Genomic DNA, 22,909 nt, shown 5'->3' with positions numbered 1-22,909 from the left:
CGGCTCGCCGACTGTGAATCATTTAGTCAGCTAATATAGCACTCTTGTTTGTCAAGGCAAATCCCGGCTGCGCGGCTACGGAGCGCCAGCCATTCAGGCTGGCGCCGTTCGATACGGCGATCACGAAGCCCGGTTTTGCCGTACATCGGCAGTGTCGGTCTCGTTCAAGAGGTCGCAGAGCGAAATGGCTTCAAGGTGACACAGGCCGATCAGCGCAAGGGCTGAAAACTGGGCCGGCAGGTCGAGCTTTTTATCCCACACCATCCACCTGCCGTTTGGCTCCATGATACATTCAAAGCGCAATGCACGTCCCGACATTCGACCTCCGGCGATTCACCGCCGTCTGGTACAGCGCCTAAGTAAATGAGTGGTTGCGTTTCTAAAACCTGACGTTGAATCTCGCCGATGGCGGTGGCAGGCCGAAAAAACCGGCGTCGTGTCGCCTGTCCGGCAGTGGCGCCGGCCGCGCCGCTGGTTCCCGCTCATGGGCTCGAACCACGATTCACGCCTTCAAAGGGCGCTGTCCTACCATTAGACGAAGCGGGAATAGACGACGTGAACGCTCTCTAACACTTTCCCGTCCGCGAATGAAGCTGTCCGCGAATCAACTTCGGTTCGCAGCGTTGCTGCAACCAGACGACCTCTGGCGCATTCTTGGGAATGGCCTCGATGCTCCAGTCCGACACGCCGGCAAAATGCTGCTCCTACTGCGGCGGGCGTGACCATAATTACGAGGACTGTCCTAAGCGGAAGGCCGACGGCGAACGGCAGAAGGAGGGACGCGACGAGCCAGGAACGCAGCCGTTGAAATCGAAGCCCCCTGTGTGGCGGGAAGGATTGTGACGGAAGCACGCGAAAGCGGCCCCTCCTATCGCTCTGTCTGCGCGTGTCCCACGGCGGCAGCAAACGAGATGTCGCCCTTGATCTCGCGCATCGCCATCGAGGTGATGGTGCGGCGCACGCCGGGCAGGCGGCTGAGTTCCACGCGCAGCATCCGGTCCAGCGCCATCATGTCGACGGTGACGATCTGCAGGAGATAATCGGCCTCGCCCGTGGTGGCGTGGCAGCGGCGGATCAGCGGGTGTTTCTTGACCGCCGCCTCGAAAGCGTCCGACACCTCGAAATCGATCGATACCTGGATGAAGGCTTCGATGCCGAAGCCGAGTTTGGCCGGATCGATGCGCGTCGAGTAGCCCCTGATGATGCCGGCATCCTCCAGCGCCTTGACCCGCTTCCAGCACGGCGTCTTGCTCAGGCCGACCTCGTCGGCGAGCGCGGCGAAGGAGATTCGCGCATCGCGTTCGAGCGCTTCCACAATCCTGATGTCGAGGGCGTCCAGCACCGATCGTTCTCCTATGGCCGCCTCAAACCCGCTAATCGTCCTGCCTTTTCTGTTCCTGAACAACAACAAGAAAAATTCGAGCGGCGCGCGCCCTGAAAGACGGTCGCCGAGCCATGTGCTTTCCTGTTGTGGTGCGACCGGCAAGCGCGCCGTCAATCGGCAGCGCGGCTCGTCGCCCGGCGTGAGGCCGTCAGCCGGGAGGAGTGTAGAGCGGCTCCCTGCATCCATAAACCTGGCACTGGCCATCGAGGGTCGGCACATATGCGATCGCCGGGATTTCCGAATAGTTACACGCACTGCTGTATTGGCGGACGTAGAGGGCATAGGTGTTCGGACCTGTGGTCAGCACCACCGAGCCACGGCTCTGGATTAGCGCCTGCGTCTGTTGGCAGGTCATGGTGCGGGTGTCCGGCCGGGCCTGGGCATAGGTTGTGAAGGCAAGCATGATCGCTGCCGAGGTCAACGCAATCGGACGAAGGGACATGTCGAGACTCCCATGATGATGAGTCTTTGCCAAACTCGCATGTCGCAAGGTGGTTGCGCAATGGCCGGGCGGGATCTGGCGAGGGGGCCTCGCACGCCGTGGCACCGCGACAATCCTGAGGCCGAGGGCATCCAGCATCAATCGTTCTCCAAAGTTGACGCAATAGCGACTTCCGTCCTCCATTTACAGCTATCTGGATAACAGAAAGGAACAATGTTCAAGCCGAAAACTTCTATCCTGTCGACTCGGATCGAACGAAGCTTGAGCCCTCAGGCCGGGCAGGGAGAAAAACCATGCACAAGCCGGACTATTACGCCCGCATCGAAGCGCCGGAGATGCGCGACTATGGCGTCTATCTCAAATGCGACAGGCTGCTGGCCTGCCAGAAGCCGCTCGCCGAGATGGTCAACGCGGATGAATTGCAGTTCCAGATCGTGCACCAGGTCGAGGAGCTGTGGATGAAGCTCATCACCTACACGCTGGTCGATGTCGTCGATTTCCTCGAACGGCAGAACACGCATCGCATCGTCACGCTGATGGGGCGCGTGCATCGGCTGATGCGCATGATGACGGCGCAGCTCGACCTGCTCGAGACCATGTCGCCCAAGGAGTATCAGCAGATCCGACTGCAGCTCGGCAATGGCAGCGGCCAGGAATCGCCGGGCTTCAAGCTGTTGCTGCGCATGCCGCCGGATCTGTGGCGGGCCTTCAAGGCATCCTATCTCGACGGCCGCGGGCTGACCGTCGAGGACGTCTATGATTCCGGCTATGATCACGGCGACTCCTACGTCGTGGCCGAGGCGCTGATCGAATTCGACGAACTGTTCCAGAAGTTCCGCGCCAACCATCTCCAGCTCATCCACCGCTCGATCGGGCTCGGCTCGAAGTCGCTGAAAGGTCGCCCGGTCGAACTGCTGGAGGCCGGCGCGCGGCACCGCTTCTTCCCGGAGCTGTGGGACATACGCTGCGCCATGACCGACCGCTGGGGGGCCGAGTATGGCACGGTAAGGGAGCCGATCAGCCATCCGGAGGCGAAGGCGGGGTAGGCTTGAGTTTTCCTCGCCCCGCGCGAAGCGGGGGGAGAGGTGGCCGCGCAGCGGCCGGAGAGGGGCCTTCGTAAGGCGCCAAGGCCAAATACGTCCTCAACCGCTTCATTTGACTGCCGTCGGCGCAATCCCCCTCTCCGTCGCGGCTTCGCCGCGCCACCTCTCCCCCACTTTCGTGGGGGCGAGGAAACCCAACCCTGCGAGGCTTGCCACGCCGCCAGCCAAAACTATTTCCAGCCTGATGTCGGAACCGCCGCGCTTCGCCCGTCCTTGGGGCGAAACCGCAGCGAACCCTGGAGGGACATCATGGTATCCGTTCAATCGCCGTGGCAGACCACTGCCATACTCGTCGGCCGGGTGATCTTCGCCGCCGTCTTCCTGATGGCGGTGGCCTTCAAGGTCATGGATATGGGGGCGACCGCCGGCTACATCGCTTCTGCCGGCTTTCCGTTCCCGCTATTCCTGGCCTGGTGCGCGGCGCTGCTCGAGGCCGTGCTGGTCGTATGCTTCCTGACCGGGGCTTTCTTCACACCGGCCGCGCTCATCGCCGGCGTCTACGTCATCTTCCTCAACTTTGCCTTCCACGGGCCAAGCCACTGGGCCGGCAACCAGGCCGAGTTCGGCTTCTTCGTCGACCATTTTACCTTCCTGGCCGGGCTGTTGTTTGCCGCGGTGCACGGGCCGGGCAATGTGCTGGCTTCGAAGCTCGGCAGGGCGTGAGGGAGAGGCGAGGAAGGGCCTCACATCTGGTCGTTGTAGGGTTCCTTCATCTGGCCGATCATGCGCGCCAGCTTCGAGAAGGACGGCATGTCCGTCTCCGGCTGGCACTGATTGGCCAGTTCCAGCAGCCGGATCGGGAAGCTGACGGCGTCGCGGCTCGACGCCGACATGCCGTTGGACCGTTCCTCACCGGTCTCGCTGGCTTCGGCCTTGCGTAGCGCTATGTCGATCTCCTCGACCGTCAGTATGCCCTTGCGGACAAGCACCTGGTTGATCGATGCGACGGCCATCAGGAGGCCTTCGAGCTGCAGATTGGCGACGTTCATGGCTGTTGCTCCCATTGGTCAGGGTGAAAACGCGCGAGGGCAGGTTCCGATCCGAAACAGCGCTCGGAGGGCCGGTATCGGATCCGCTTCGTCCTCAGGCCAGCGCACCTGGATTCGGTTGTCGAACAGGGCACTTCGATGGGAATGGGAATTTTTTCTTAGAAAGTCGTTGACCGGGTGAGGGCAGCTATGCTACATATTTGTCCATGGTGCTGATTTGCGCCAACGACCCGCCGCCAAGGCGGGTTTTTCTTTTCACGGTATCCCACAGCTTCTTTTCACGTATCCCACAGGCATGGCGGCGTTGCTTCTTGGCTCTGCCAGTCCGGTCGTGAATCGCCGGTCGGATGTCGACCTGCGCAAGGCCGGCCGCCCCCAGCCTTGCCAGTGGAATCGACCGATCGCTCCGTCAGTCGTGCCAGCGGCGATGGAACCAGTTGGGTTGGGGTTCGACGCTTCGGGCAATCGTGAGCCCGATCAGTACACCGACAAAGCCGCCCAGCATTGCTGCCGTCGAAATCGTGCCGGGATTTTGCTGGACCGTTTCCGACACGCTCTGCGCCTGGCTGCGCAACTGTTTTGCCGCGCGCGAAGCGCGATCCGCCGCGCTGTCGTACCAGCCATGGGCTGTTTCGACGGCTTCCTCCGCCTGCTCGCTCAGCGCCCGGTTCAGCCTGCTGACCTCACGACGCAACTCGGCGATCTGCTTCTTCATCGTCTCTTCGGACGCGTTCGACCGGCTGGATCGACTGCGCGAGGCACCCTGGCTGCGCGCTGCGACGGAATTGCCATTGCTGTTCGATGGGCTGGTTTCATTGTCTGCCACGGTCATCTCCTTCTTTTTATCTATGGCAACGACGCCGGAGCAAATGGGTTCCCTCCGGCAATCTCACCAAGGCAAGGCCGTGGAGCAACTCCACAGCCCTGCGACCCCCGAGAGCGGCCTACTTGCCGCAATTGTTGTCGTTGACGGTCGGCGACGCGGTTCCAGGTGATAAATTGCTAGCGTCGGGCTGTGCGCCCTGCGGGCTGTTGGCACAATTCTGATCGGCGTTCGAATTCATGCCGTCAGTTGTGGTGGTGCTGCCGGTTGTACCCTGATCGGGAGCCGGGTTGGCGGGAGTTGCCGGATCAACCGTGATCGACTGGCCACTGCCGCCTTCATTGCCTGTCCCGCCGGCGTTCTGGGCTATCGCCGCCGTGGCGAGGCCAATCGTCAATGCGGAAGCTGCAAGAATTCTGGTAAACATAATCTTCTCCTTTGTTCCAAGGCACTGTCGCGTTGCGACTGGGGGTAGAACCGTTCGGGCCTGCCAATGGTTCCGATAGAAATTCGGCTTACCCGATCAATTTCTGGACCGGGAACTCATCTTCTTGACCCGGCCACAGGTCTTTTCTGTTGGAGCTTTGCATAGCGGCAGCTGGCCATCTGAGGGCAGTTATGCTATGATTTGACTATGGTGCTGATTTGCGCCGACGGCCCGCCCCCGAGGCGGGTTTTTGTTTCTCGCGATCTTCGAGTGAGTGTTGGCGTATCGACGACTTTGAATGTCGGCGGGACAGCGCCCCCCTCTGTCCTGCCGGACATCTCCCCCACAAGGAGGGAGATTGGCCGTCACCACTGATTTCGCCAACCACCAACCTTGCAAAGGGACGCTGTCGGCGAAGCTGCTAATCTCCCCCCAAGTGGGGGAGATGTCCGGCAGGACAGAGGGGGGCGCGAAGGAACTCGGTGCCTCCTGTGACGCGCACCGCACCTCAAGAGATCACCCCATGTCCCGTTACGCCACCATCATCAGCGACGATGACGGCCGTGAGGTCGTCAGCGCCATTGGCTTGTTCGAGGGCGTGCCGCAAGCGCGCGTCGGCCGTATCGAAGCGGTGCCGTCCGGCGTGCTGATCGGCATGGTGCGGGGCGGTCCGGTCGATGCCGTTGGCGGCTTCGGCTTTCCGCAGGTGAGGCTCAGTGGCAGCATCGTGGGGCTCGTCCGTGCGAGGCTGAAAGCCTTGCCAGAGGCGGCGAAGCCTGAGGCTGCAAGGCGCAAGGCAAAGGCGAAGCCGCGCGGCAGAAAGAGGACGCGCAAGAAGCCTGCCCGCAAGACGGCGGCGAAGGCTGATATGGCGACGAAGCCCGGGAAGCCGGCGCCCGCCGAGATTGCGGAGTAGGGCATGACGGAAGTCACCGACGATCCACCGGACGCTTCGAAATCCGCGCCGAAGACCAAATCCTCGGGCCGTCCGAAGCGGGCGAAGAAGACGCTGGGCGATGATTTCCTGGTCGCCGTGCGCGCCGATTTCCGCGCGCATGGCGCCGGCGTCATCGCCAAGGTTCGCAGCGAAAAGCCCGACCAGTACCTGAAGATCGTGCTGTCGGTGCTGCCCAAGGGTTCCGATATCGACACCAACAGTCTGGATGCATTGAGCGATGACGAAATCAGGCAGCGCATCCGCGGCCTCGAAGCCGTCCTGCGGCCATTCCTCGGGGAAGGGCCGGGCCTCAGGGAAAGGCCGGGCCGCGAAAAGCTTGGTCTCAAAGAGCCCGGCAGCAGCGAAGAGGGAATATCCGGGCCTGCTCAAGGAGTTGGACCGCCGGCGCCGCACTAACCAGCTCGCCGCGTACCAGCCCTATGCCAGGCAGGCCGCGTTCCATGCGGCGGGCGCCACCAATCGCGAGCGCCTGTTCATGGCCGGCAACCAGCTCGGCAAGACCAGGGCCGGCGGCGCGGAATGGGCCATGCATCTCACCGGCCGCTATCCCGCGTGGTGGCAGGGCAAGGTGTTCGACAAGGCCGTGCGGCTGTGGGCCGCCGGCGTCACCGGCGAGGGCACGCGCGACAACCCGCAGCGTATATTGGTCGGCCCGCCGCAGCAGCCGGCGGAATGGGGCACCGGCATGATCCCCGCCGACGCCATTGCCCACACCATCATGGGGCGCAATGCTCCCGGTGCCCTCGACAGCGTCGTGGTGCGCCATGGTGGCGGCGGCGACGTGCAGGCCGGCGAATCCGTGCTGTCGTTCAAAAGCTACGAGAAAGGCCGCGAGAAGTGGCAGGGCGAAACGCTGCACGGCGTCTGGTTCGACGAGGAACCGCCGCTCGACATCTACTCCGAAGGCCTGACCCGCACCAATGCGACGGGCGGCATCACCATCGTCACCTTCACGCCGCTGCTTGGCATGAGCGATGTGGTGCTGTTGTTTTTGTCGGCGGAGGAGGTGGAGCGGATGGGGAAGGGGTGAGGTTTGCAGAACTTGGGTTCCTCGCCCCGCGCGAAGCGGGGGGAGAGGTGGCCGCGAAGCGGACGGAGAGGGGCCTTCGTAGGGCGCCGGTCCCTGCAAGCGCCACGTCTTCGACCATTCTGTTTGTACGACCGGCGTCCCCCTCTCCGTCTCGGCTTCGCCGAGCCACCTCTCCCCCACTTTCGTGGGGGCGAGGAACCCAGGCATTCAATGCTCCCGCCCAAACAACACCCTAGGTCCCGCCTCTGCCAAACTGATTCAAGCGGAAACCATCCATGCCCCGTCACGTCACCTTCGCGCCCGCTTTCGATCAGGGCGAGGTCGGGCGGCTGCCGGCAATGATGAATGCCAGACCGCATGCTGCGATATCTGGTTGTGCTCGAGGCAATCCGTCGCCAGCTTGCTGATTTCTGGATCGGCAGACGTCTGCGCCCATTCGATATAGGCGTCAACGACGACCAATCTCGCCCGGCCGGCCAGCCCCAGACCGTAGCGCCGCACCACCGGCTCGGCATGGTCCAGCATCGCACGGATCGCGCCTGACGCATCGTCCCGCCACTGCCCGGAAATTTCCGCTATCGACGAAAACGGCGTTCCCGGCCTGAGCGATGCGGCGCGCTGGCGGGCGAACTTCAACTGCCAGTCCTTTGCAAAGCGCACGAACTGGATGGCTCCCATGCGCACACCCTCATGCTCATCTGCAAGAGCAAACAATGCTTGCGCCAGATAGTCGCCATCGCCACGCGTGCTGCATCGCAAGATAGACTCTACGGCATCGAAGCGCGTGCGCGGGTTGTCATCTGCCAGCAACGCGGCCAGTTCGCCCACCATCGAACTGATGTTCTGGTTTTGAAACGTGGCAAGAAACGCACCTGTCGCTCGCGTCCGGGCATTGCCCGATATGAGCAGGAGACGCAGGCTTTCCAGCGGAACCGTCTTGCCGAGCTCACTGAGAAAGTCGTTGGCAAGCGCGCCGTTGTCGTCATCGGAGGGCGACATCAGCCGCTGCAGCATTTCCGGACCGGTCATGGCATTTGTCGATTTGCCGAGCGGCAGCAGGATCTTGCCGCCTTCGCTGAAGAAAAGATGAGCGGTCTCGCTGTCCTCGGCGGACAGGCGCATGGCCTCGAATAGATCTGTCATGGCAAAGAGTGGCTTTCCCACCCGCGTAGAGTACAGGCCGCGCGCAATGCTCCGGCCCAACACGCATCAGTTTCGCCGATGCCGGGCAAGACCTAGCGCATAAAGCCGCAAAGGGAAAGATCAGTGGAAGTCGCTCGCCGCGCCAAGTCAATTACGGAACTCTAATATGTCTCGACACGTCACCTGCATGACCATCGACGACGCCGGGCACTATTCGCCCGAGCAGCGCGCCGCGATCGTCGCCGCCTATCCCGCGCATGAGCGCGAGGCGCGCGCCAAGGGCACTCCGGTGCTGGGCTCAGGCCGCATCTTTCCGATCGCCGAGGCGCTGATTTGCTGCGAGCCGTTCCGCCTGCCGCGCTACTGGCCGCGGCTCGGCGCGCTCGATTTCGGCTGGGACCATCCGTCGGCCGCGGTCGAGCTCGCCTGGGATACAGAGGCCGATGTCGTCTATGTCTCGAAAGCCTGCCGCGCCTCGCAGCAGACGCCGGCCATGCAGGCGCTGACCTTGAAGCCGTGGGGCGAATGGCTGCCCTGGGCGTGGCCGCGCGACGGCCGCCGCGAGACGCTGGAGGGCGCCGGCGTGGCGCTGGCCAAACAATATGCCGCACACGGGCTGAACATGTTGACCCGCCATGCGCAATTCGCCGACGGCTCGGTCTCGGTCGAGGCCGGGCTGATGGAGATGCTGGACCGCATGCAGTCCGGCCGCTTCAAGGTGTTCTCGACGCTTCTGCCCTGGTTCGAGGAGTTCCGGCTCTATCACCGCCGGGATGGCCAGGTGGTGAAGCTGCGCGATGACCTGATGGCGGCGACACGCTATGGCGTGATGATGCTGCGGGAAGCGGTGGTGGATCCGGCGGAGTTCAAGGCGGGGCGCAAACGACCGGCGGGGCAGAGTGACCCGCTGGGGGCGTTTCGGTGATGCTCGCAGTGCCTTCGTTTCGTCATCCTCGGGCTTGACCCGAGGATCCATGCCGTGACTTCAGAGCGCCGCGACGGGCGCAGAAATTCTGCGATGCGGCATTCTTCGGCGGAGTTCACGGCATGGATCCCAGGGTCTCCGCGACGTCGCTTCGCTCCTGCTTCGCCCTGGGATGACGAAAGTCTGTTCATGCCGACCCGCATCATCCCCGCCACCTTGCGCGATCTCTCCTACATCGCCGCCAACCTGCGCCCTGAAGACCGGGCCGAGATCGACTGCCAGCTCGACCAGTGGTCTCCGGCGCTGCTGGCGCTGACGGCGCTGCAGGGGTTTGCCTATGTCGCCGAGCTCGATGGCAATCCGGAGGCCGGCTTCGGCGCCGCCGAACAGCGCGGCGGGCTTTGGATCGCCTGGAGCTGGGGCACGCGCCGCATGAAGCGCTGCGTGCCTGGCATCACGCGGTTCTTTCATGAAGTGCTTGGGCCTCAGGTGGCTGCGCGTGGGGCCTGGCGGGTCGAGGCGCGGGCGCTGGCCGCCAATGAACTGGCGCTGCGCTGGCTTGGCCGGCTGGGCGCGACTGAACGCTGCCGTCTGCCTGGATATGGCAGGAACGGCGAAACCTTCATCCTCTTCGACTGGACAAGAGAAAGCTGGAACCATGTGCCTGTTTCAAAAACCACCCGCCTTGAAGCCGCTGCCACCGACACCGACCATCGCCGACAAGGACGTGCAGGCGCGCGAGGCGGCACTTCGGGCTGAGCTCGAGCAGCGCCAGGGCACAGCCGGCACGGTGAAGACCGATCTCGCGTCCGGCGATTTGACCGGCAAGCGCCGCGTGCTCTTGGGGGTGTGAGATGGGCGCGATGAAACGGGTGTTCAGGAACCGGGGCGGCTGGCCCTGGTGGTATTGGCGGCGGCTGGCAAGGTTGGTGAAGCGGCGGGGGTGAAGGCTTTTCCTTCTCCCCTTGTGGGAGAAGGTGGATCGGCGCGTAGCGCCGAGACGGTTGAGGGTGCTGGACGGAGTGCCGCCAGTGCCAAGCTGGAACACCCCTCATCCGACCGAGCTTCGCTCGGCCACCTTCTCCCACAGGGGGAGAAGGGAGGACAGGCTTCGGCCGCTCACCCCGCCTTCCTCGCAAACCCCCAGACCATCAGCGGGTATTCCTCGTCATTGCTCAAATCGCGCCACAGGCCGTAGGCGCGCACCGGGCCGCCGATATGGGCCCTGGCGCAGGCTTTGTTGCCCCAGCCGAACACTTCTATGTCGGCTTCCGCGAAACCGCCTTCGATCAGCACCTGCTTCAGGCCGGCTGGCGTCCAGCGGTTGTAGTCGTGCGGCCTGGCATGCACCCTGAACAGGAACGGCGTCGCCACCATCGCCCAGCCGCCGGGCTGGGTCATGGCGTGGATGTTCCGCGCCGCCGCCAGCGGCCGCTGGACGTGCTCCAGCACCTGGTCGGCGATGACGATTTGATATTGCCGCTCGGTGCGGTCCTTGCAGATGTCGAAGTCGGGGAAATCGACCGAGGTGTAGTTGGAGCACATCGTCTTCCAGTAGCGGTTCCAGCCGGGCGAGACCTCGATCACCGGAGAGGACTTTCGATTGTCCGCTTCCAGAAACGCGGTGAACGCCTCGATCTGCCTGATGCGCAACCAGTTGCGGGAATCATAGCCGATCAGCCGCTTTGCAACCTGCTTGCTTCGCCGCTTGAGGGCGCCGGGTAGGCTTTCCGTCATTGCCACATTGGCCTCCTGCAAAGGCCCGCCGCACCGACGATCTAGCACCGATAAGTGCGCAAAAAATGACATAGCGCTTTGCCAACGTTTGAGATTGGCGAAGGCCGACGCGACGTCCGATCTCCCCCCTCGTGGGGGAGATGCCCGGCAGGGCAGAGGGGGGCGTGAAGGAACACCAGCCATTGCTGTTCGAACCGGGAAATATGCCCGAGGGCGCAATCCGAATTCATTGCAGGCTGGAGGGACAGCGCCCCCCTCTGTCCTGCCGGACATCTCCCCCACGAGGGGGGAGATTGGCAGTTTCAACGAGGCAGACCATGAGCGATTCCCGTGCCCGCGATATCCTGTCGCGACAGGCCGAATTCGAGAGCGAGCGCAGCCAGTACGAGCATGTCTGGGAGGCCGTATCCGAATTCTGCGACCCCGATGCCCCCGATGTCTGGAGCGGCCGTCGCACCGGCGGCCCGGATTCACAGGCCGAGCGGCAGGAGCGGCGCGGCGCCCGGGTCTATGCCAACACCATCAACTCAGCCGCCAACCGTCTTGCCGCCGGGCTCGAAAGCCTGATCATCCCGCAGTCGGAAAAATGGCATGGGCTGACGACCGCCGAGATGAACGACGAGGAGAGCGACGAGGAAAAGGAATGGGCCGAAAGCCTGCGCGATTTCCTGTTTGCGCTGCGCTACTCCGCCAACTCCAATTTCGTGCCGGCGACGCAGGCCTGCCTGCGCAATGTCGTGCGCTACGGCCCGGCCTATCTCTATGCCGAGGAGGGGTTCGGCGGCACGCTGATCCGCTATGCCTCGATCCCGGTGGTCGAGGGCTATCTGTCGCGCAACCGCTGGGGCCAGGTCGATATTTTCCATCGCCGCTACGAGCGCACCGCGCGGCAGGCGGCGCAATTGCTCGGCTATGAGAAGCTGCCGGCGCGCATCAGGATGCTGGTCGACGACCCCGCCAAATGCGAGACCAGGATCTCGCTGATCCAGTGCATCCAGCCGCGCGACGAGCGCAGGATGTATAGGCTGGGCGGCGCCTACCAATATCTCGACACAGCGTTTGCTTCCTACCACGTCATCGAGGACGAGGAGGTTATCGTCAGGGAGAGCGGCTTCCGCTCCTTCCCGGTGTCGACCTTCAACTGGCGCCGTTACGAGGGCGACCCCTATGGCATCTCGCCGACCATCGAGGCGCTGACCACGGTGCGCGAGGAGAACGCCGTGCGCCGCTCGGGCTTGCGCGCGCTGCAGCAGGTCACCGATCCGGCGACCGCCTCGAAGGCCAGGCTCGACTATGTGCCTGTGCTCAATCCCGGCGAGAACTATCCCGGCCTGATCGACGACAATGGCCGGCCGCTGATCGCGCCGATCGCCACCGGGCAGAACCCGACCTATGCGTTCAACTACGCGGAGAGCCGGGCCGAGGAGATCCGCGACATGATGTTCGTCAACCTGTTCCAGACGCTGGTGCAGAACCCGCAGATGACGGCGACCGAAGCGCTGATAAGGCAAGAGGAAAAGGGCGCGCTGCTCGGGCCGTCCGGTTCGATCATCCAGGCCGGCTTTGCCAGCAATCTCGACCGCGAGCTGGGTATCCTGGAAGACAAAGGATTGTACGACGAGGACAGCCGTTTCCTGCCGCCGGCGAGCCTGGCCGGCAAGGCGGTGCGGCCGACCTTCACCGGCCCGCTCGACGTGCTGCGCCGCTCGGCCGAGGCCCGCGACACCATCCAGGTGGTGACGACGGCCATGCAGATGGCGCAGTTCGATCCGGGCATCATGGACAATATCGACGGCGACGAGGCGATCAAGATCGTGCAGAGCGCCGGGCGCAGCCCGCAGCGCATCTTTCGCCGCAAGGAGGAGGTCGACGGTCTGCGCGACGCGAGAGCCAAGGCAAGCCAGGCGCAGGCCGGCATGGCGGCGATCGCCACCGCGGGGAAGGCGGCCAAGGACGCGGTGCCGGCGGCCGTGCAGGCGCGCGACAGCGGCTTGCTCGACGGCCTGCAAGGCATGCTGCAGGGCGGGCAGGCCGAGGCCGAGATGCCCAGCGGCCCGGCTGCGCCGGGCGCCGGCGCATGAGCCGCAAACGCTTCGCCCATGCCGGGCAGGCCGGCGGTCCGGCCAAGGCGCGGGAAGCGCTGACCAAGGCGTATCTCAGGGTATTTTCCGGTGAGGATGGCGAGATGGTGCTGGCCGATCTCGCGGCAACGACGGGCTATTACCGCCGCCCCTCCTATGGCGAGTGGATGGCCAGGACCAGGACGCCAAGCGGCTTCGAACTGCACAGCGCGCTGAGCAATGCGCGCGCCGAAGTGGTGCAGCACATCATGGGGTTCCTGACGATGGACGAGGCACAGCTGGCGGCGCTCGAGAAGGCGGCGAGGCTGGAGGGGTAGGGGACTTCGCAAGCGCTGGCTTCACCGTGGTCACGGCCCGCTTCGGCCTATCATCCATGCGGGTCCGCGGAGCCGCCCAGCTCACAGCAGGCTCACAATAAGGGTCGCTGAAACCCAACCCTGTTTGGCCAGTGGCACCGTCATTGGCGACCTCCCCAAAATTCATGACGCGCGAAAGCGGCGGCACCGGGCCGGACCGCCGGCGCAGCGCCGCGGCCTCCAGCGTGGCGCCACTGCAGGGAACAATCAAATGGCGACCATTCCTCTCCAACTGGCCCAGCGCCGGCTCGATACCGGCACGCCGGTGCAATACCCACAGGGATCGCCGCTGGGTGCTGCCATGCAGGGTTTTGGCGACGAGCTTTCCGCTGTTGCCGAGCGCTACCGGCAGATGAGCGAGCAGCAGGAGGCGTTCGACGCCGAGCTCGCGCGCCGCCGGTTCAACAGCCAGATCGCGCAGGCGGAAGACGAGGTGGCGGCGAACGCGCCGGCCGATGGCAGCGGCCTGCACGAGGCGATGTATGGCCAGGTCGATCCGCGCACCGGCCAGGCGGTCAAGCCCGGTCTGTTCGACAGGCTGTTCGACGATGCCTTGCCGAACATGCCGGAAAGCCAGCGCGCCAATTTCGGCAGGCAGAAGGAGGCGATGCGCAGGGTTGGCGGGCTGCGCATGGCGCAGCGCCAGTTTCAGCGGCGCCAGGATTACGAGCAGGCCGAGGTCGACACGGTGCTGCAGACCAATGCCATCGCCATCGGCAAGGCCAATCCCGACGACATCGTCACCTTCGAAGCGGCCCGCCAGGACGGGCTCGACCTGATCGACAAGATGGGGCTCGACCCCGGGATCAGGCAGCAGAAGGTGAAGGACTGGTTCAGCACCGCCGCGAAGGCGCGTTTCGAAGCGCTGATCGCCAAGGACCCGCAGCGTGCGCTGGAGATGTTTGGTGTCGGGACGCCCGCGGAGCCCTCCGGGGGAGATGCCGCCAGCGATACGACCCAAGCGGCAGGCAGCTTTGTCTCGGACAACTCAAAGGCAGCTACCGGGAAAGGTGACCGCGTTGGAAAGCGGACGCCCGATGAAATGGTGGAACAGGCGTTTGGGGACGGTGCCCCGGCGCCCGACCGGATGGCGACCAAGCCGGCAATCGCCCGTCTCGCCGACCTGTCTCCAGATGACATTCAGCGGCTGATCGACCAGGCCCACGCGGCGACTGCGGCCCAAGTGGTCGAAGCACGCACCAACATCGACCTTGCTTCGCAGAACGCCCCGGACGCAATCGCCAATACGGGCAGCTATTCCGGCAAGATGCCTGGCCGCGCGGACTTCGCCGCAGTTTATGGCGCCGAAGAGGGCGGCAAGCAGTACGGGGATTTTGCCCGAAAGATTGATGCCGGCCGTCAAGCTTTTGGCATGCGGACCCTGCCCAACCAGGCAATCCACGCGGCGCTACGCGATGCAGAGCCTGGGCCGGGCAGTTCCGAGGAAGAGCAGATACGTTATCAGGTTACGGCTGCTGCCGCCCTCAAGACTCTGGGTATTAGGCGGACGGACCCTGGTGGCTACGTTCGCGGGGTCTTCCCCAATGTCGATGCCGCGTGGAGCAAGGTCGCTAGCTCAAACAGCAAGACCAGCAATCCGGAGGCCTACAGGTGGGCCATCGCTGTCTCAGTTGCAGCCCAACGGCAGCTGGGGGTCGAGACCCCTCAACCCCTACCGATGGCCGTTGTCAAAAACCTTGCCGACACCTTTGGTAACGAAGACGTTCCGCAGGCTGAGAAGGACATCATCCTGCGTGATCTTCTGGCAGCAGCGCCCGATCCGGGCGTTCGCAAGGCCTTATCTCAGCAGTTGGATCAAGCTGGCCCTGCTCGGCCGACCCAAATCGACCCGATCATCACTGCTGCGATGGGGCAAGGACGACCTCCATCGACACAACCTGACGAGCCCCCGTCTGCATTCCAACAAGCCGCGGAGAATTTCGGCGACTATCTCAGTGAGAGTTTTGAGGCCTTAGGCCGAGCCCCGCACGACATTGGCCTGTTTTTCCGGGATCTGCGCGACGATCCTTTGGACGCCCTTAGTCAACTGCCGGTCAATCCCGCCTCTGGGGCAGCACGCGGGGGCAGCCTAGTATTAGAGTCACTCGGCCAGGCTGTTACAAAAGGATTGGCCATTGTCCGCGGCGGGACGGGCAAGTTTGCCAAGCCGCTAGAAGAGTTTGCGGCTAGTGGTTCGCGGGCCGCATCAGAGCTCGCCGCTGAGCGTGCGGTGGCTCGCCAGGCCGTTGAGGCTGAGTCTCGTGCAATAAATGCAGCAAAAGACGCGGCTTACCGCTTGAGCAAGGGTGCCAAGCCTGACAAGGCCGAGCTTCTTGAGATAATAAAATCAATCGCGCGAGACCCCTCAAAGGTAAAGTATGCGGGAGCATCGTTTGGCAAGGCTGCTTCGAAAAATTACCGCAAAACATTTCTCCACGCGAACCCGAACTTGGGAGGCGATGTCGTGGTCCACCACGCGGCAGAGCGGCAGATATTGACCAGATATCTTGGTCTCGTTGCCGAAGATGAGATGCACTCACTTCAGAATCTCCGTGGAATTCCCAAAGGGCTTGATGATCTTTTGCACAAGACTGTTTTCCGATTCGAATGGAATAAATTCTATAGGTTGCATCCCCAGCCAACCCGCCAGCAAGTGCTGGACTACGTCACTTACATCGACAAGAAATACGGACATCTGTTCAATCCCCCAATAGGTGAGTGATGCAATATTTTTACATAGAACCGAACGTCGCTGGTGGGCTTGGCAACCACACCGTTCTTGACCCGAGCGTCCATCCGCCGATTGTGACCAAGCTTCACTATGAAGTAGAGGGCTGGTTTGGTGATGTGCTCGTTACGACGTTCCCCTGTTACCTCGTCACCGAAGAAGCGCAGCGCGCACTGCAAAAGATGGGCTTTTCAGGTGCGACGTTCGCCGACGTCGAAGTGACAACATCCGAAGAGTTTCACGAGGATCAACCTGGGCAGGAACTTCCACCCTTCGTCTGGTTGAAAGTGAATGGGAAGGCAGGCCGTGACGACTTCGGGATCGCTGCAAACTATAACCTCGTCATCTCGAAACGCGTTCTTGAATTGCTGGAATCATTGGGGATACCGTTTGCTGTGGTCGAGCCTTACGATGGCGAGCAGCAATGAGGTTGGGCTTTCGAGAATAATACATCAAATGGCACGATTTCTTCAGGACGCATCCAGTGGCGATTCGTCAGGATGTTATTGGATAAGATACTGAGATCGATAGAGAATATGGCCATCTTTTGATCCCCCAATAGGTGGATAATGCAGTATTTCTATATCAGACCTGATGTGGCTGGTGGGCTTGGCAGAAACACCGTTTTGGACCCCAGTGTCCATCCTCCGATTGTGACCAAGCTCCACTACGTGGTAGAGGGCTGGACCGGTGATGTGCTCGTTACGACGTTCCCGTGTTACCTCGTCACCGAAGAAACCCAGCGCGCATTGCAGCAGATAGGCTTTTCAGGTGCGACGTTCGCTGAAGCCGAAGTGACAACATCCGAAGAGTTTCATGAATATCAACCTGGGCAGGAACTTCCATCTTTCGTCTGGTTGAAAGTGAATGGGAAGGCTGGCCGCGATGACTTCGGGATCGCGGCAAACTATCGCCTCGTCATCTCGAAACGCGTTCTCAATTTGCTGGAGTCATTGGGAATACCGTTTGCTGTGGTCGAGCCCTACGATGGCCAGCAGCAATGAGGTTGGGCTTCGAGAACAATACATCGAATGGGATGATTTCTTCAGGACGTATCCAATGGCGACGCGTCAGGATGTTCACCGAGATCGATAAAAAATACGATCATCTTTTTGATCCTCCCGTAGGTAAATGATGGAATATTTTTATATAAAGCCCGATGTCGCCGGCGGAATTGGCCGGGGCACCATCATGGACACAAGCGTTCATCCCCCTGTTGTAGGCAAACTGGTCTACCAAATGGAAGGGTGGTTCGGCGATGTTATCATAACGACCTTCCCGTGCTTTCTCGTCGTGGCTGAAGTCAAGCAAGCCTTGCAGAACATCGGCTTCTCTGGTGCGAACTTTGCTCACGCCGAAATCACGAAGTCGGAAGACTTCCTGGAACTGCAGCCCCACGTAGAACTCCCGCAGTTCGTGTGGTTGAAAGTGGATGGGAAGGCAGGTCATGATGATTTCGGCATTGCTGGCGATCTGCGTCTGGTCATCTCGAAGCGCGTGCTGGATCTACTTGACGACTTTGGTATCCCATCCGCGACGGTTGAGCCTTACGACGGTCGGTAGGCGGCGCGTATGCTATGCTTGAGCCGAACTCTCCCCGGGTCCGGTGCGGGAGGCGCGTATGCCGTGCTTGAGCCTAACTCTCCCTGGGCCAGAGCTAATTCAGCAGATGTCCGAAACTCCGCCAACGTGCTTGACGAACACGAATGGCGAGACCAGTTCAAGGAGGAGTACGGCGAACTCAACCCGCCTCTGGAACCTGCCAACACGCGGCAGCAAAATGTCTCGCCTCCGTAAGCAGGACCAATTCTTGAAGATTATTCGCAAGTGGTGAAGGCCGATGTGGATTGAGCACCGTTCTCCAAGGCCGCGGGATAGCTAGATTTTGCTCAAATCCACAGTTATGCGCATCGGGCTGGTTTTGACGCCCGGCGGCCAACATCTCTCGACCGATTTTGAGAGTAGCAGGGCTGCTTTTGCCGCGGCCTCCGAATGCGGCTCGTAGGATGCGACGGTAATCCACTTGAGCTTGCCGGTCTTGTCCAGTGTCACTTCGAAAGTCGCTTTGAGGTGAATGTCGACAGCGGCAACCGGCAGGACCAGGCAACCGTCGATCTGGTCAAGGCTGGTAGCCTGTCTGGCATGCGCGGAAACCGAACAGAGAACCAGCAGCGTGGTCATCAAAAAACGCATCGTCGCCCCCTCGTGAGTGCCAGACGATAGCGTCGAACTGCTCCGAGGGTAAGGGTCGTGTCAGCATTCCGAACGTTGCGCTGCCCCTCATCCCCTGCCGGGACCTTCTCCCCGTAGACGGGGAGAAGGGGCTAACACTCAATAATCGCCGTTATAGTACCGGTCGTCGCAGGGCGCGGTGTAGATGCGGCCGTAGCGGTCCTGGTAACGGCAGAGCTGTTCGCCGCGGCGCTGCGGCGTCGTGGCGCTGCCGACGACCGCGCCCAGAAGGGCGCCGCTGGCCGCACCGATGACCGTGCTCTTGGTGTTGCCGCCGATGGCCTGGCCGACGAGAGCACCGCCGGCGCCGCCGATCAGTGCGCCGGTTCCGGCCCGCTGCTGCCCCTCGGTCTGCGCGCAGCCTGCCAGCGCGGCAGTCACAAGCACGGCGGCAATGGCTTTGTACATGGTCATTTGCGGTACTCCTTTGAAGTCAATGAACTAATGCACTGGCTGATTTTGCCAAGTGCTGTCGCATTGCGGCGGAACGGCGGCACCGGGCCTCACGAAATGAGACATGGTTTCTCGTGCGTTGATGGGGTGGCGCGGCGAAAGATGTCTTTGAACAAAGCGATAGAGCAGCTTGCTGTCGAAATGATTCAGCCTTGATGGCTCGACAAGCGGCCGCCGGCGGCGGCTGACCGAGCCGATAGCAACGACAAATTCCCCCAAAAATGGAGAAATGCCATGACCCGAGGTCTTCCCCGGACGCTTAGCCGCGCCGCCGCCCGCGAGGCCGGCTTTGCCCCGCCCAGGCTCGGCTTGAAAGCCGTCACCACGGGGCAGGGCGGCGCCTTCCGCACCGTCTTTTCGTTCCATGCCATGCAGGTGCCGGTTGCCGATGCGCAGGCCTATGCCAGCCAGAAGATTTTCGACTTCCTCGACGGCAAGGTACGCATCAAAGGCGGCACCGCCAGATTGCAGTTCGCCGTGCTGACCGCTCGCGCCTCGACCATCAACGACAATGCGGCGCTGACTTGGTCGCTCGGCTCGGCGGCGGCGGCGAGCGCGACGCTGGCCGCCACCATGGTCAATGTGCTGGCCGCCACCGGCCGCACGCTGGACGGCGCGGGTGCCGCGCTGTCGACCGCCTCGACGGCCGATGTGGCGGCTGCACTGACGCTCGACGGGACAGTGACGCCGGCCGATCTCCATCTCAACCTCGCCTTCGCCACCGGCACCGATATAGACGCCGATGGCACGATTGCGGTGACCGGCACGATTACGCTGCTGTGGGAGAACTGGGGGGATAATGTCTAGACTCCCTCCAGATCTGGGTGATTGGCGAAAGCGGAGGTGACGGCCAATCTCCCCCCGTGTGGGGGAGATGCCCGGCAGGGCAGAGGGGGGCCGTAGAGTGCCGACCTCCTGCTCCAATCGCGCCTGAAATTTTGGAAGAACAAAGCCTGGGTCAAAGAAGCGAACGCTCGCGTTCCTTCGCGCCCCCCTCTGTCCTGCCGGACATCTCCCCCACGAGGGGGGAGATTGGCGCTTCGCCGCCGGCTCTCTCTTAAACCTCAACACAAGGAACCTTCTCACATGACAGATCTGGCAGACGCCGGGTCCGTGGCGGCGCACGTGCCGCCGGCGGGCAACCCAGTACCGGCCAACGGAGACAATGGGTCCGCCCCGCCCACGGCCAAAAGTTGGTTTGACGGTCTTTCCGAAGGCAACCGCAAGCTCGCTGAAGCCAAGGGCTGGACCAAGGCGGAAAACCTCGATCGGGTTTTCACATCCTATGCCGAGCTGGAGCGGCAGCAGGGCGAGAGCCTGCGCGTTCCGGCTGCTGACGCATCTCGGGAAGACTGGGACAGGTTCCATACCCGGCTGCCCGAGGCGATGCGTCCGCTGACCTCGCCCGACAAGGTCGAGTACAGGCGCCCCGACGGGGTGCCCGAGAACTTCGCCTATTCGGACGATCTCGCAAATGCGTCCAAGGCCTGGGCGGTCGAAGCCGGCGCCACGCCGAAGGTGGCGCAGGCCTATCACGACCGCTTCGTCGGCTACATGGCCGAGCAGGCCGCGCGCCAGGAGATCGCGCTTGCCCGCTCGGTGGAGGCCACTCACGACGATCTCGTGAGGGACTGGGGACCGACCGACAGCGATGGCTTTCGCCAGAAGCTCGAAGTCGCCAACCGGGCGATGAAGAAGCTCGGCCTGGTCGATGCCTACAAGGCGAAGGGCATCCTCCTGCCTGACGGCGCCTTGACCGATCCGCAGATCGCCAAGGCGTTCCAGGCCATCGGCGAGGCGATGTTCCGGGAAGACACGATCGACGCCGACGGCGTGCCAAGGGGGCAAAACCCCTTCAAGCGCAACGCCGCCGGCGAACGCAACATTTCGGCGATTTCAGCCCTCGTCAAAACCGACCCCGCCCGCGCCCGGCGGCTGGCACGCGAGGCCGGTGAGAACCCGGACCTCTGGATGCCCAACAACCCCCGTTAGTCCGTTTGGGAACTCTACTCCGGTGGCCATCTGGCGGCTCGCCGGAGCGAGTTTCAAAGCGGCCTGCAACAGTTCTCCGCCCATCAACCCTGAAGGAAAGACAAAATGGCAGACGCTTATACCCGTATCGCGGACGCGATCGTTCCGTCCGTTTATGCACAATACTCGTTCGAGGAGCACGTCCAGTCGCTCGAAATCTATCAGGCCGGGATCCTGTTTTCGGACCCGGCCATCGCCTCGAAACTCTCGATGGGCGGCCGCTCGGTCGACATGCCCGGCTGGAAGGATCTCGGCAACGACCCGTCCGAACCGGTGAATGACGACCCGGCCGACTCCATCGAGATGAAGAAGATCGGCTCCCGCCGCGAGGTCGCCGCCCGCAATGTCCGCGCCCAGGCCTGGGGCGTTCCGGACTTGACCTCGATCCTGGCCGGCGACGACCCGCAGAAGCTGATCGTGCGGCGCCAGACCGAATATTGGCAGCGCGCCAACAAGCTGACCCTGCTCGGCATCCTGAAAGGCGTCGTGGCCGACAACATCGCCAATGATGGCGGCGATCTGGTGCGCACCACCGGCGCCTCCATCGTCGACACCGACATCATCGAGGCCGCCTATCTGATGGGCGACCGCGCCGACAAGTTCAAGACGATCTGGATGCACTCCAAGCAGATGAAGGCGCTGAAGCTCGCCGACCTGATCGACTATGTGCCGTCGTCGGAGCAGGGCGGGCCGCTGATCCCCTATTATATGGGGCTAAGGGCCGTCGTCGATGACGACATTCCGGTGGCGGCGGGAGTCTATACAGCCTTCATGTTCAAGGACAAGGCGATCCTGTGGAACGAGCTTCCGGTGAATACGGAAGGCGGGCCACTGGAGTTCGACCGCAAGCCGCGGCAGGGCCATGGCGGCGGCGTCACCGAAATGGTCGGCCGCCGGCACTTCGTGCCGCATGTGCCGGGCACCCGGTTCCTCGACGCCTCCTCGGCCGGCGAATTCGCCACCGACGCGGAACTGGCGCTGGCGGCGAACTGGGACCGCACGGCCTCCAGCGTCAAGAACATGACGTTCATCGCGCTGAAGACGACCGAGGTTTGATCGATTGAGTATAGGAAGGTGGGGGGATGACCCCCGTCCCCTGTACGACCGGCCGACGATGCCCTTCTTTGCAGGGGCATCGTCGTCTGCAAGAACTGACAGGAAGGTCTGCCTGGATACAGGCAGCCAAAGATCAATTATATGCGCCATTACTAAATTGACCGAAGCAAAATAGTCCCAGGCTGTGTGATCTTTTTACTACAGACAATGCAATCCAGTCGCGGATAATGCAACTTGGCAAATTCTTTGAGGAACTTGGGGAATCCAATGAAATCTGTATTGCTCGCCTGCGTATTCGGGCTCGCGCTTTGCGCGCCGGCGGTGGCCGCCGATATGACAGCGCCGGTCGAGACGCCGGAATGGACCTGGCAGGGTCCCTATGCCGGCGTCTTCGGCGCCGGAACGCTCGAACACTACAAGATCCACGAGCCGAATATCGGCGACAGCGTCACCCACAATGTCGGCTCCGCGGCCGTTGGCGGTTTTGCCGGCTACAATTTCCAGTCTGGCAACGTCGTCTACGGCGTCGAAGGCGAACTCGGCTACCGATTCAAGAAATCGACCTTCGACGATATTCCCGGTCCTGGCACGCTGGATGTCTCGACCGGCCTGTTCGGGTCGTTGAAGGGGCGGGTCGGCATGGACATGGGGCGTTATTTGCCCTTCGTGACCGCAGGCGTCACGGCGGCGAAGTTGAAGACATTCTATCCGGGCGGTCCGGCAGAGCGCGACGCGACCGTTGTCGGCGGCATCGTCGGCGCCGGCGTCGACGTGGCGCTGACCCACAATGTCTTCCTGCGCGGCGAGTACGACTTCTCGTTCTTCGGCAAGAAGTCACTGGAATATTGCGGCGGTGGCTGTGTCCTCGAACATACGCTTCAGACGCATGATTTCCGCGTCGGCATCGCGATGAAATTCTAGGCTGCTGCCAGAACTCGGCAGCTGGCGCGCCGGGACATCCCCGGCGCGTTTTTATTTCGGCATTCCGCCAATCACCAGATTTTCAGGCTG

Annotated in this window: 27 protein-coding genes and 1 tRNA gene; 17 read left to right on the top strand and 11 right to left on the bottom strand. The window is 62.5% G+C overall.

What is annotated here, in order from left to right; translation table 11 throughout:
- Nucleotides 1-120 precede the first annotated feature (120 nt).
- The 4 genes from C9427_RS24995 to C9427_RS24980 all read right to left on the bottom strand — a co-directional run bounded on the left by C9427_RS24995 (nucleotide 121) and on the right by C9427_RS24980 (nucleotide 1,826).
- Nucleotides 121-318: a hypothetical protein gene (locus C9427_RS24995; protein WP_107651747.1), complete on the bottom strand. Its 198-nt coding sequence runs from the start codon at nucleotides 316-318 to the stop codon at nucleotides 121-123.
- A 154-nt stretch (nucleotides 319-472) separates the two neighbouring features.
- A tRNA-Gln gene (locus C9427_RS24990) sits at nucleotides 473-546 on the bottom strand.
- A gap of 322 nt (nucleotides 547-868) precedes the next feature.
- Nucleotides 869-1,342: an Lrp/AsnC family transcriptional regulator gene (locus C9427_RS24985; protein ID WP_107651746.1), complete on the bottom strand. Its 474-nt coding sequence runs from the start codon at nucleotides 1,340-1,342 to the stop codon at nucleotides 869-871.
- A gap of 190 nt (nucleotides 1,343-1,532) precedes the next feature.
- Nucleotides 1,533-1,826, bottom strand: a complete 294-nt coding sequence (locus tag C9427_RS24980) for a hypothetical protein (protein ID WP_107651745.1) — start codon at nucleotides 1,824-1,826, stop codon at nucleotides 1,533-1,535.
- A 293-nt stretch (nucleotides 1,827-2,119) separates the two neighbouring features.
- Between C9427_RS24980 and C9427_RS24975 the strand changes: the two genes are divergently transcribed.
- Both C9427_RS24975 and C9427_RS24970 read left to right on the top strand, forming a co-directional pair.
- Complete coding sequence (locus C9427_RS24975; protein ID WP_107651744.1) at nucleotides 2,120-2,872, top strand: tryptophan 2,3-dioxygenase family protein; 753 nt, start codon at nucleotides 2,120-2,122, stop codon at nucleotides 2,870-2,872.
- 306 nt (nucleotides 2,873-3,178) lie between these two features.
- The gene (locus C9427_RS24970) at nucleotides 3,179-3,592 is read left to right on the top strand and encodes a DoxX family protein (RefSeq protein WP_107651743.1); all 414 of its coding nucleotides are present in this window, start codon (nucleotides 3,179-3,181) and stop codon (nucleotides 3,590-3,592) included.
- Between the two features lie 20 nt (nucleotides 3,593-3,612).
- Here C9427_RS24970 and C9427_RS24965 read toward each other — a convergent pair whose 3' ends face one another.
- From C9427_RS24965 to C9427_RS24955, 3 genes are all read right to left on the bottom strand, one after another.
- Nucleotides 3,613-3,918 (bottom strand): hypothetical protein, encoded by a 306-nt coding sequence (locus C9427_RS24965; protein WP_107651742.1) that lies wholly within the window; start codon nucleotides 3,916-3,918, stop codon nucleotides 3,613-3,615.
- Between the two features lie 409 nt (nucleotides 3,919-4,327).
- A complete protein-coding gene (locus C9427_RS24960) occupies nucleotides 4,328-4,633 on the bottom strand; it encodes a hypothetical protein (protein WP_107651778.1) in 306 nt (101 codons plus the stop codon).
- A gap of 229 nt (nucleotides 4,634-4,862) precedes the next feature.
- Complete coding sequence (locus C9427_RS24955; protein WP_107651741.1) at nucleotides 4,863-5,168, bottom strand: hypothetical protein; 306 nt, start codon at nucleotides 5,166-5,168, stop codon at nucleotides 4,863-4,865.
- Nucleotides 5,169-5,691: 523 nt separating this feature from the next.
- On the opposite strand from C9427_RS24955, the gene C9427_RS33870 reads away from it, so the two are divergent.
- From C9427_RS33870 to C9427_RS24945, 3 genes are read left to right on the top strand one after another with little or no spacing between them, the layout of a single operon-like run.
- Nucleotides 5,692-6,084: a hypothetical protein gene (locus tag C9427_RS33870; protein ID WP_146172590.1), complete on the top strand. Its 393-nt coding sequence runs from the start codon at nucleotides 5,692-5,694 to the stop codon at nucleotides 6,082-6,084.
- 3 nt (nucleotides 6,085-6,087) lie between these two features.
- Nucleotides 6,088-6,522, top strand: a complete 435-nt coding sequence (locus tag C9427_RS34910; RefSeq protein ID WP_245437172.1) for a hypothetical protein — start codon at nucleotides 6,088-6,090, stop codon at nucleotides 6,520-6,522.
- A complete protein-coding gene (locus tag C9427_RS24945; RefSeq protein ID WP_245437171.1) occupies nucleotides 6,500-7,156 on the top strand; it encodes a terminase large subunit domain-containing protein in 657 nt (218 codons plus the stop codon). The genes C9427_RS34910 and C9427_RS24945 overlap by 23 nt, the downstream gene beginning before the upstream one ends.
- A 288-nt stretch (nucleotides 7,157-7,444) precedes the next feature.
- Here C9427_RS24945 and C9427_RS24940 read toward each other — a convergent pair whose 3' ends face one another.
- Nucleotides 7,445-8,170 carry a hypothetical protein gene (locus C9427_RS24940; RefSeq protein ID WP_146172589.1) on the bottom strand — a complete coding sequence of 242 codons (726 nt, stop codon included), beginning with the start codon at nucleotides 8,168-8,170 and terminating at the stop codon, nucleotides 7,445-7,447.
- A 295-nt stretch (nucleotides 8,171-8,465) separates the two neighbouring features.
- Between C9427_RS24940 and C9427_RS24935 the strand changes: the two genes are divergently transcribed.
- Both C9427_RS24935 and C9427_RS24930 read left to right on the top strand, forming a co-directional pair.
- Complete coding sequence (locus C9427_RS24935; protein WP_107651738.1) at nucleotides 8,466-9,224, top strand: phage terminase large subunit family protein; 759 nt, start codon at nucleotides 8,466-8,468, stop codon at nucleotides 9,222-9,224.
- A 189-nt stretch (nucleotides 9,225-9,413) separates the two neighbouring features.
- On the top strand, nucleotides 9,414-9,983 hold the full coding sequence (locus C9427_RS24930; RefSeq protein ID WP_107651737.1) for a hypothetical protein: 570 nt from the start codon (nucleotides 9,414-9,416) through the stop codon (nucleotides 9,981-9,983).
- 360 nt (nucleotides 9,984-10,343) lie between these two features.
- Here the strand turns inward: C9427_RS24930 and C9427_RS24925 are convergent, their stop codons facing one another.
- On the bottom strand, nucleotides 10,344-10,961 hold the full coding sequence (locus tag C9427_RS24925) for a methyltransferase domain-containing protein (protein ID WP_107651736.1): 618 nt from the start codon (nucleotides 10,959-10,961) through the stop codon (nucleotides 10,344-10,346).
- A 317-nt stretch (nucleotides 10,962-11,278) separates the two neighbouring features.
- Between C9427_RS24925 and C9427_RS24920 the strand changes: the two genes are divergently transcribed.
- The 6 genes from C9427_RS24920 (at nucleotide 11,279) to C9427_RS24895 (ending at nucleotide 17,689) form a co-directional block, all read left to right on the top strand.
- The gene (locus tag C9427_RS24920; RefSeq protein WP_107651735.1) at nucleotides 11,279-13,042 is read left to right on the top strand and encodes a portal protein; all 1,764 of its coding nucleotides are present in this window, start codon (nucleotides 11,279-11,281) and stop codon (nucleotides 13,040-13,042) included.
- Nucleotides 13,039-13,359 carry a Bbp19 family protein gene (locus tag C9427_RS24915; protein ID WP_107651734.1) on the top strand — a complete coding sequence of 107 codons (321 nt, stop codon included), beginning with the start codon at nucleotides 13,039-13,041 and terminating at the stop codon, nucleotides 13,357-13,359. The genes C9427_RS24920 and C9427_RS24915 overlap by 4 nt, the downstream gene beginning before the upstream one ends.
- Before the next feature lie 250 nt (nucleotides 13,360-13,609).
- Nucleotides 13,610-16,120, top strand: coding sequence for a hypothetical protein (locus C9427_RS34905; RefSeq protein ID WP_245437170.1), 2,511 nt, complete (start codon nucleotides 13,610-13,612; stop codon nucleotides 16,118-16,120).
- Nucleotides 16,120-16,554 (top strand): hypothetical protein, encoded by a 435-nt coding sequence (locus C9427_RS24905; protein ID WP_107651733.1) that lies wholly within the window; start codon nucleotides 16,120-16,122, stop codon nucleotides 16,552-16,554. Before C9427_RS34905 ends, C9427_RS24905 begins: the two co-directional genes overlap by 1 nt.
- Nucleotides 16,555-16,695: 141 nt before the next feature.
- A complete protein-coding gene (locus C9427_RS24900; protein WP_107651732.1) occupies nucleotides 16,696-17,130 on the top strand; it encodes a hypothetical protein in 435 nt (144 codons plus the stop codon).
- 127 nt (nucleotides 17,131-17,257) lie between these two features.
- Nucleotides 17,258-17,689: a hypothetical protein gene (locus tag C9427_RS24895; protein WP_245437169.1), complete on the top strand. Its 432-nt coding sequence runs from the start codon at nucleotides 17,258-17,260 to the stop codon at nucleotides 17,687-17,689.
- A 315-nt stretch (nucleotides 17,690-18,004) separates the two neighbouring features.
- On the opposite strand, the gene C9427_RS24890 is transcribed toward C9427_RS24895, so the two are convergent.
- On the bottom strand, nucleotides 18,005-18,307 hold the full coding sequence (locus C9427_RS24890) for a hypothetical protein (protein ID WP_107651731.1): 303 nt from the start codon (nucleotides 18,305-18,307) through the stop codon (nucleotides 18,005-18,007).
- 150 nt (nucleotides 18,308-18,457) lie between these two features.
- The gene (locus C9427_RS24885; RefSeq protein WP_097576353.1) at nucleotides 18,458-18,772 is read right to left on the bottom strand and encodes a YMGG-like glycine zipper-containing protein; all 315 of its coding nucleotides are present in this window, start codon (nucleotides 18,770-18,772) and stop codon (nucleotides 18,458-18,460) included.
- Nucleotides 18,773-19,045: 273 nt separating this feature from the next.
- Between C9427_RS24885 and C9427_RS24875 the strand changes: the two genes are divergently transcribed.
- From C9427_RS24875 to C9427_RS24860, 4 genes are all read left to right on the top strand, one after another.
- Nucleotides 19,046-19,618, top strand: coding sequence for a hypothetical protein (locus C9427_RS24875; protein WP_107651729.1), 573 nt, complete (start codon nucleotides 19,046-19,048; stop codon nucleotides 19,616-19,618).
- 279 nt (nucleotides 19,619-19,897) lie between these two features.
- The gene (locus C9427_RS24870; protein ID WP_107651728.1) at nucleotides 19,898-20,803 is read left to right on the top strand and encodes a hypothetical protein; all 906 of its coding nucleotides are present in this window, start codon (nucleotides 19,898-19,900) and stop codon (nucleotides 20,801-20,803) included.
- Between the two features lie 105 nt (nucleotides 20,804-20,908).
- Nucleotides 20,909-21,898: a Coat protein gene (locus C9427_RS24865; protein WP_107651727.1), complete on the top strand. Its 990-nt coding sequence runs from the start codon at nucleotides 20,909-20,911 to the stop codon at nucleotides 21,896-21,898.
- Between the two features lie 267 nt (nucleotides 21,899-22,165).
- A complete protein-coding gene (locus C9427_RS24860) occupies nucleotides 22,166-22,819 on the top strand; it encodes an outer membrane protein (RefSeq protein ID WP_107651726.1) in 654 nt (217 codons plus the stop codon).
- Nucleotides 22,820-22,909 lie beyond the last annotated feature (90 nt).

This window comes from Mesorhizobium helmanticense, from assembly GCF_003034915.1.
Classification (GTDB): domain Bacteria; phylum Pseudomonadota; class Alphaproteobacteria; order Rhizobiales; family Rhizobiaceae; genus Mesorhizobium; species Mesorhizobium helmanticense.
The sequence above is the reverse complement of the archived record's forward strand: the minus strand, read 5'-3'. Positions and strand labels throughout refer to the sequence as shown.

What these genes read in the sequence shown, in the direction of transcription:
- C9427_RS24995 (WP_107651747.1), bottom strand. Translation starts at nt 318, where the DNA reads ATGTCGGGACGTGCATTGCGCTTTGAATGTATCATGGAGCCAAACGGC.
- C9427_RS24980 (WP_107651745.1), bottom strand. Translation starts at nt 1,826, where the DNA reads ATGTCCCTTCGTCCGATTGCGTTGACCTCGGCAGCGATCATGCTTGCC.
- C9427_RS24975 (WP_107651744.1), top strand. Translation starts at nt 2,120, where the DNA reads ATGCACAAGCCGGACTATTACGCCCGCATCGAAGCGCCGGAGATGCGC.
- C9427_RS24970 (WP_107651743.1), top strand. Translation starts at nt 3,179, where the DNA reads ATGGTATCCGTTCAATCGCCGTGGCAGACCACTGCCATACTCGTCGGC.
- C9427_RS24965 (WP_107651742.1), bottom strand. Translation starts at nt 3,918, where the DNA reads ATGAACGTCGCCAATCTGCAGCTCGAAGGCCTCCTGATGGCCGTCGCA.
- C9427_RS24960 (WP_107651778.1), bottom strand. Translation starts at nt 4,633, where the DNA reads ATGAAGAAGCAGATCGCCGAGTTGCGTCGTGAGGTCAGCAGGCTGAAC.
- C9427_RS24955 (WP_107651741.1), bottom strand. Translation starts at nt 5,168, where the DNA reads ATGTTTACCAGAATTCTTGCAGCTTCCGCATTGACGATTGGCCTCGCC.
- C9427_RS33870 (WP_146172590.1), top strand. Translation starts at nt 5,692, where the DNA reads ATGTCCCGTTACGCCACCATCATCAGCGACGATGACGGCCGTGAGGTC.
- C9427_RS34910 (WP_245437172.1), top strand. Translation starts at nt 6,088, where the DNA reads ATGACGGAAGTCACCGACGATCCACCGGACGCTTCGAAATCCGCGCCG.
- C9427_RS24940 (WP_146172589.1), bottom strand. Translation starts at nt 8,170, where the DNA reads ATGCTGCAGCGGCTGATGTCGCCCTCCGATGACGACAACGGCGCGCTT.
- C9427_RS24935 (WP_107651738.1), top strand. Translation starts at nt 8,466, where the DNA reads ATGTCTCGACACGTCACCTGCATGACCATCGACGACGCCGGGCACTAT.
- C9427_RS24930 (WP_107651737.1), top strand. Translation starts at nt 9,414, where the DNA reads ATGCCGACCCGCATCATCCCCGCCACCTTGCGCGATCTCTCCTACATC.
- C9427_RS24925 (WP_107651736.1), bottom strand. Translation starts at nt 10,961, where the DNA reads ATGACGGAAAGCCTACCCGGCGCCCTCAAGCGGCGAAGCAAGCAGGTT.
- C9427_RS24920 (WP_107651735.1), top strand. Translation starts at nt 11,279, where the DNA reads ATGAGCGATTCCCGTGCCCGCGATATCCTGTCGCGACAGGCCGAATTC.
- C9427_RS24915 (WP_107651734.1), top strand. Translation starts at nt 13,039, where the DNA reads ATGAGCCGCAAACGCTTCGCCCATGCCGGGCAGGCCGGCGGTCCGGCC.
- C9427_RS34905 (WP_245437170.1), top strand. Translation starts at nt 13,610, where the DNA reads ATGGCGACCATTCCTCTCCAACTGGCCCAGCGCCGGCTCGATACCGGC.
- C9427_RS24905 (WP_107651733.1), top strand. Translation starts at nt 16,120, where the DNA reads ATGCAATATTTTTACATAGAACCGAACGTCGCTGGTGGGCTTGGCAAC.
- C9427_RS24900 (WP_107651732.1), top strand. Translation starts at nt 16,696, where the DNA reads ATGCAGTATTTCTATATCAGACCTGATGTGGCTGGTGGGCTTGGCAGA.
- C9427_RS24895 (WP_245437169.1), top strand. Translation starts at nt 17,258, where the DNA reads ATGATGGAATATTTTTATATAAAGCCCGATGTCGCCGGCGGAATTGGC.
- C9427_RS24890 (WP_107651731.1), bottom strand. Translation starts at nt 18,307, where the DNA reads ATGACCACGCTGCTGGTTCTCTGTTCGGTTTCCGCGCATGCCAGACAG.
- C9427_RS24885 (WP_097576353.1), bottom strand. Translation starts at nt 18,772, where the DNA reads ATGACCATGTACAAAGCCATTGCCGCCGTGCTTGTGACTGCCGCGCTG.
- C9427_RS24875 (WP_107651729.1), top strand. Translation starts at nt 19,046, where the DNA reads ATGACCCGAGGTCTTCCCCGGACGCTTAGCCGCGCCGCCGCCCGCGAG.
- C9427_RS24870 (WP_107651728.1), top strand. Translation starts at nt 19,898, where the DNA reads ATGACAGATCTGGCAGACGCCGGGTCCGTGGCGGCGCACGTGCCGCCG.
- C9427_RS24865 (WP_107651727.1), top strand. Translation starts at nt 20,909, where the DNA reads ATGGCAGACGCTTATACCCGTATCGCGGACGCGATCGTTCCGTCCGTT.
- C9427_RS24860 (WP_107651726.1), top strand. Translation starts at nt 22,166, where the DNA reads ATGAAATCTGTATTGCTCGCCTGCGTATTCGGGCTCGCGCTTTGCGCG.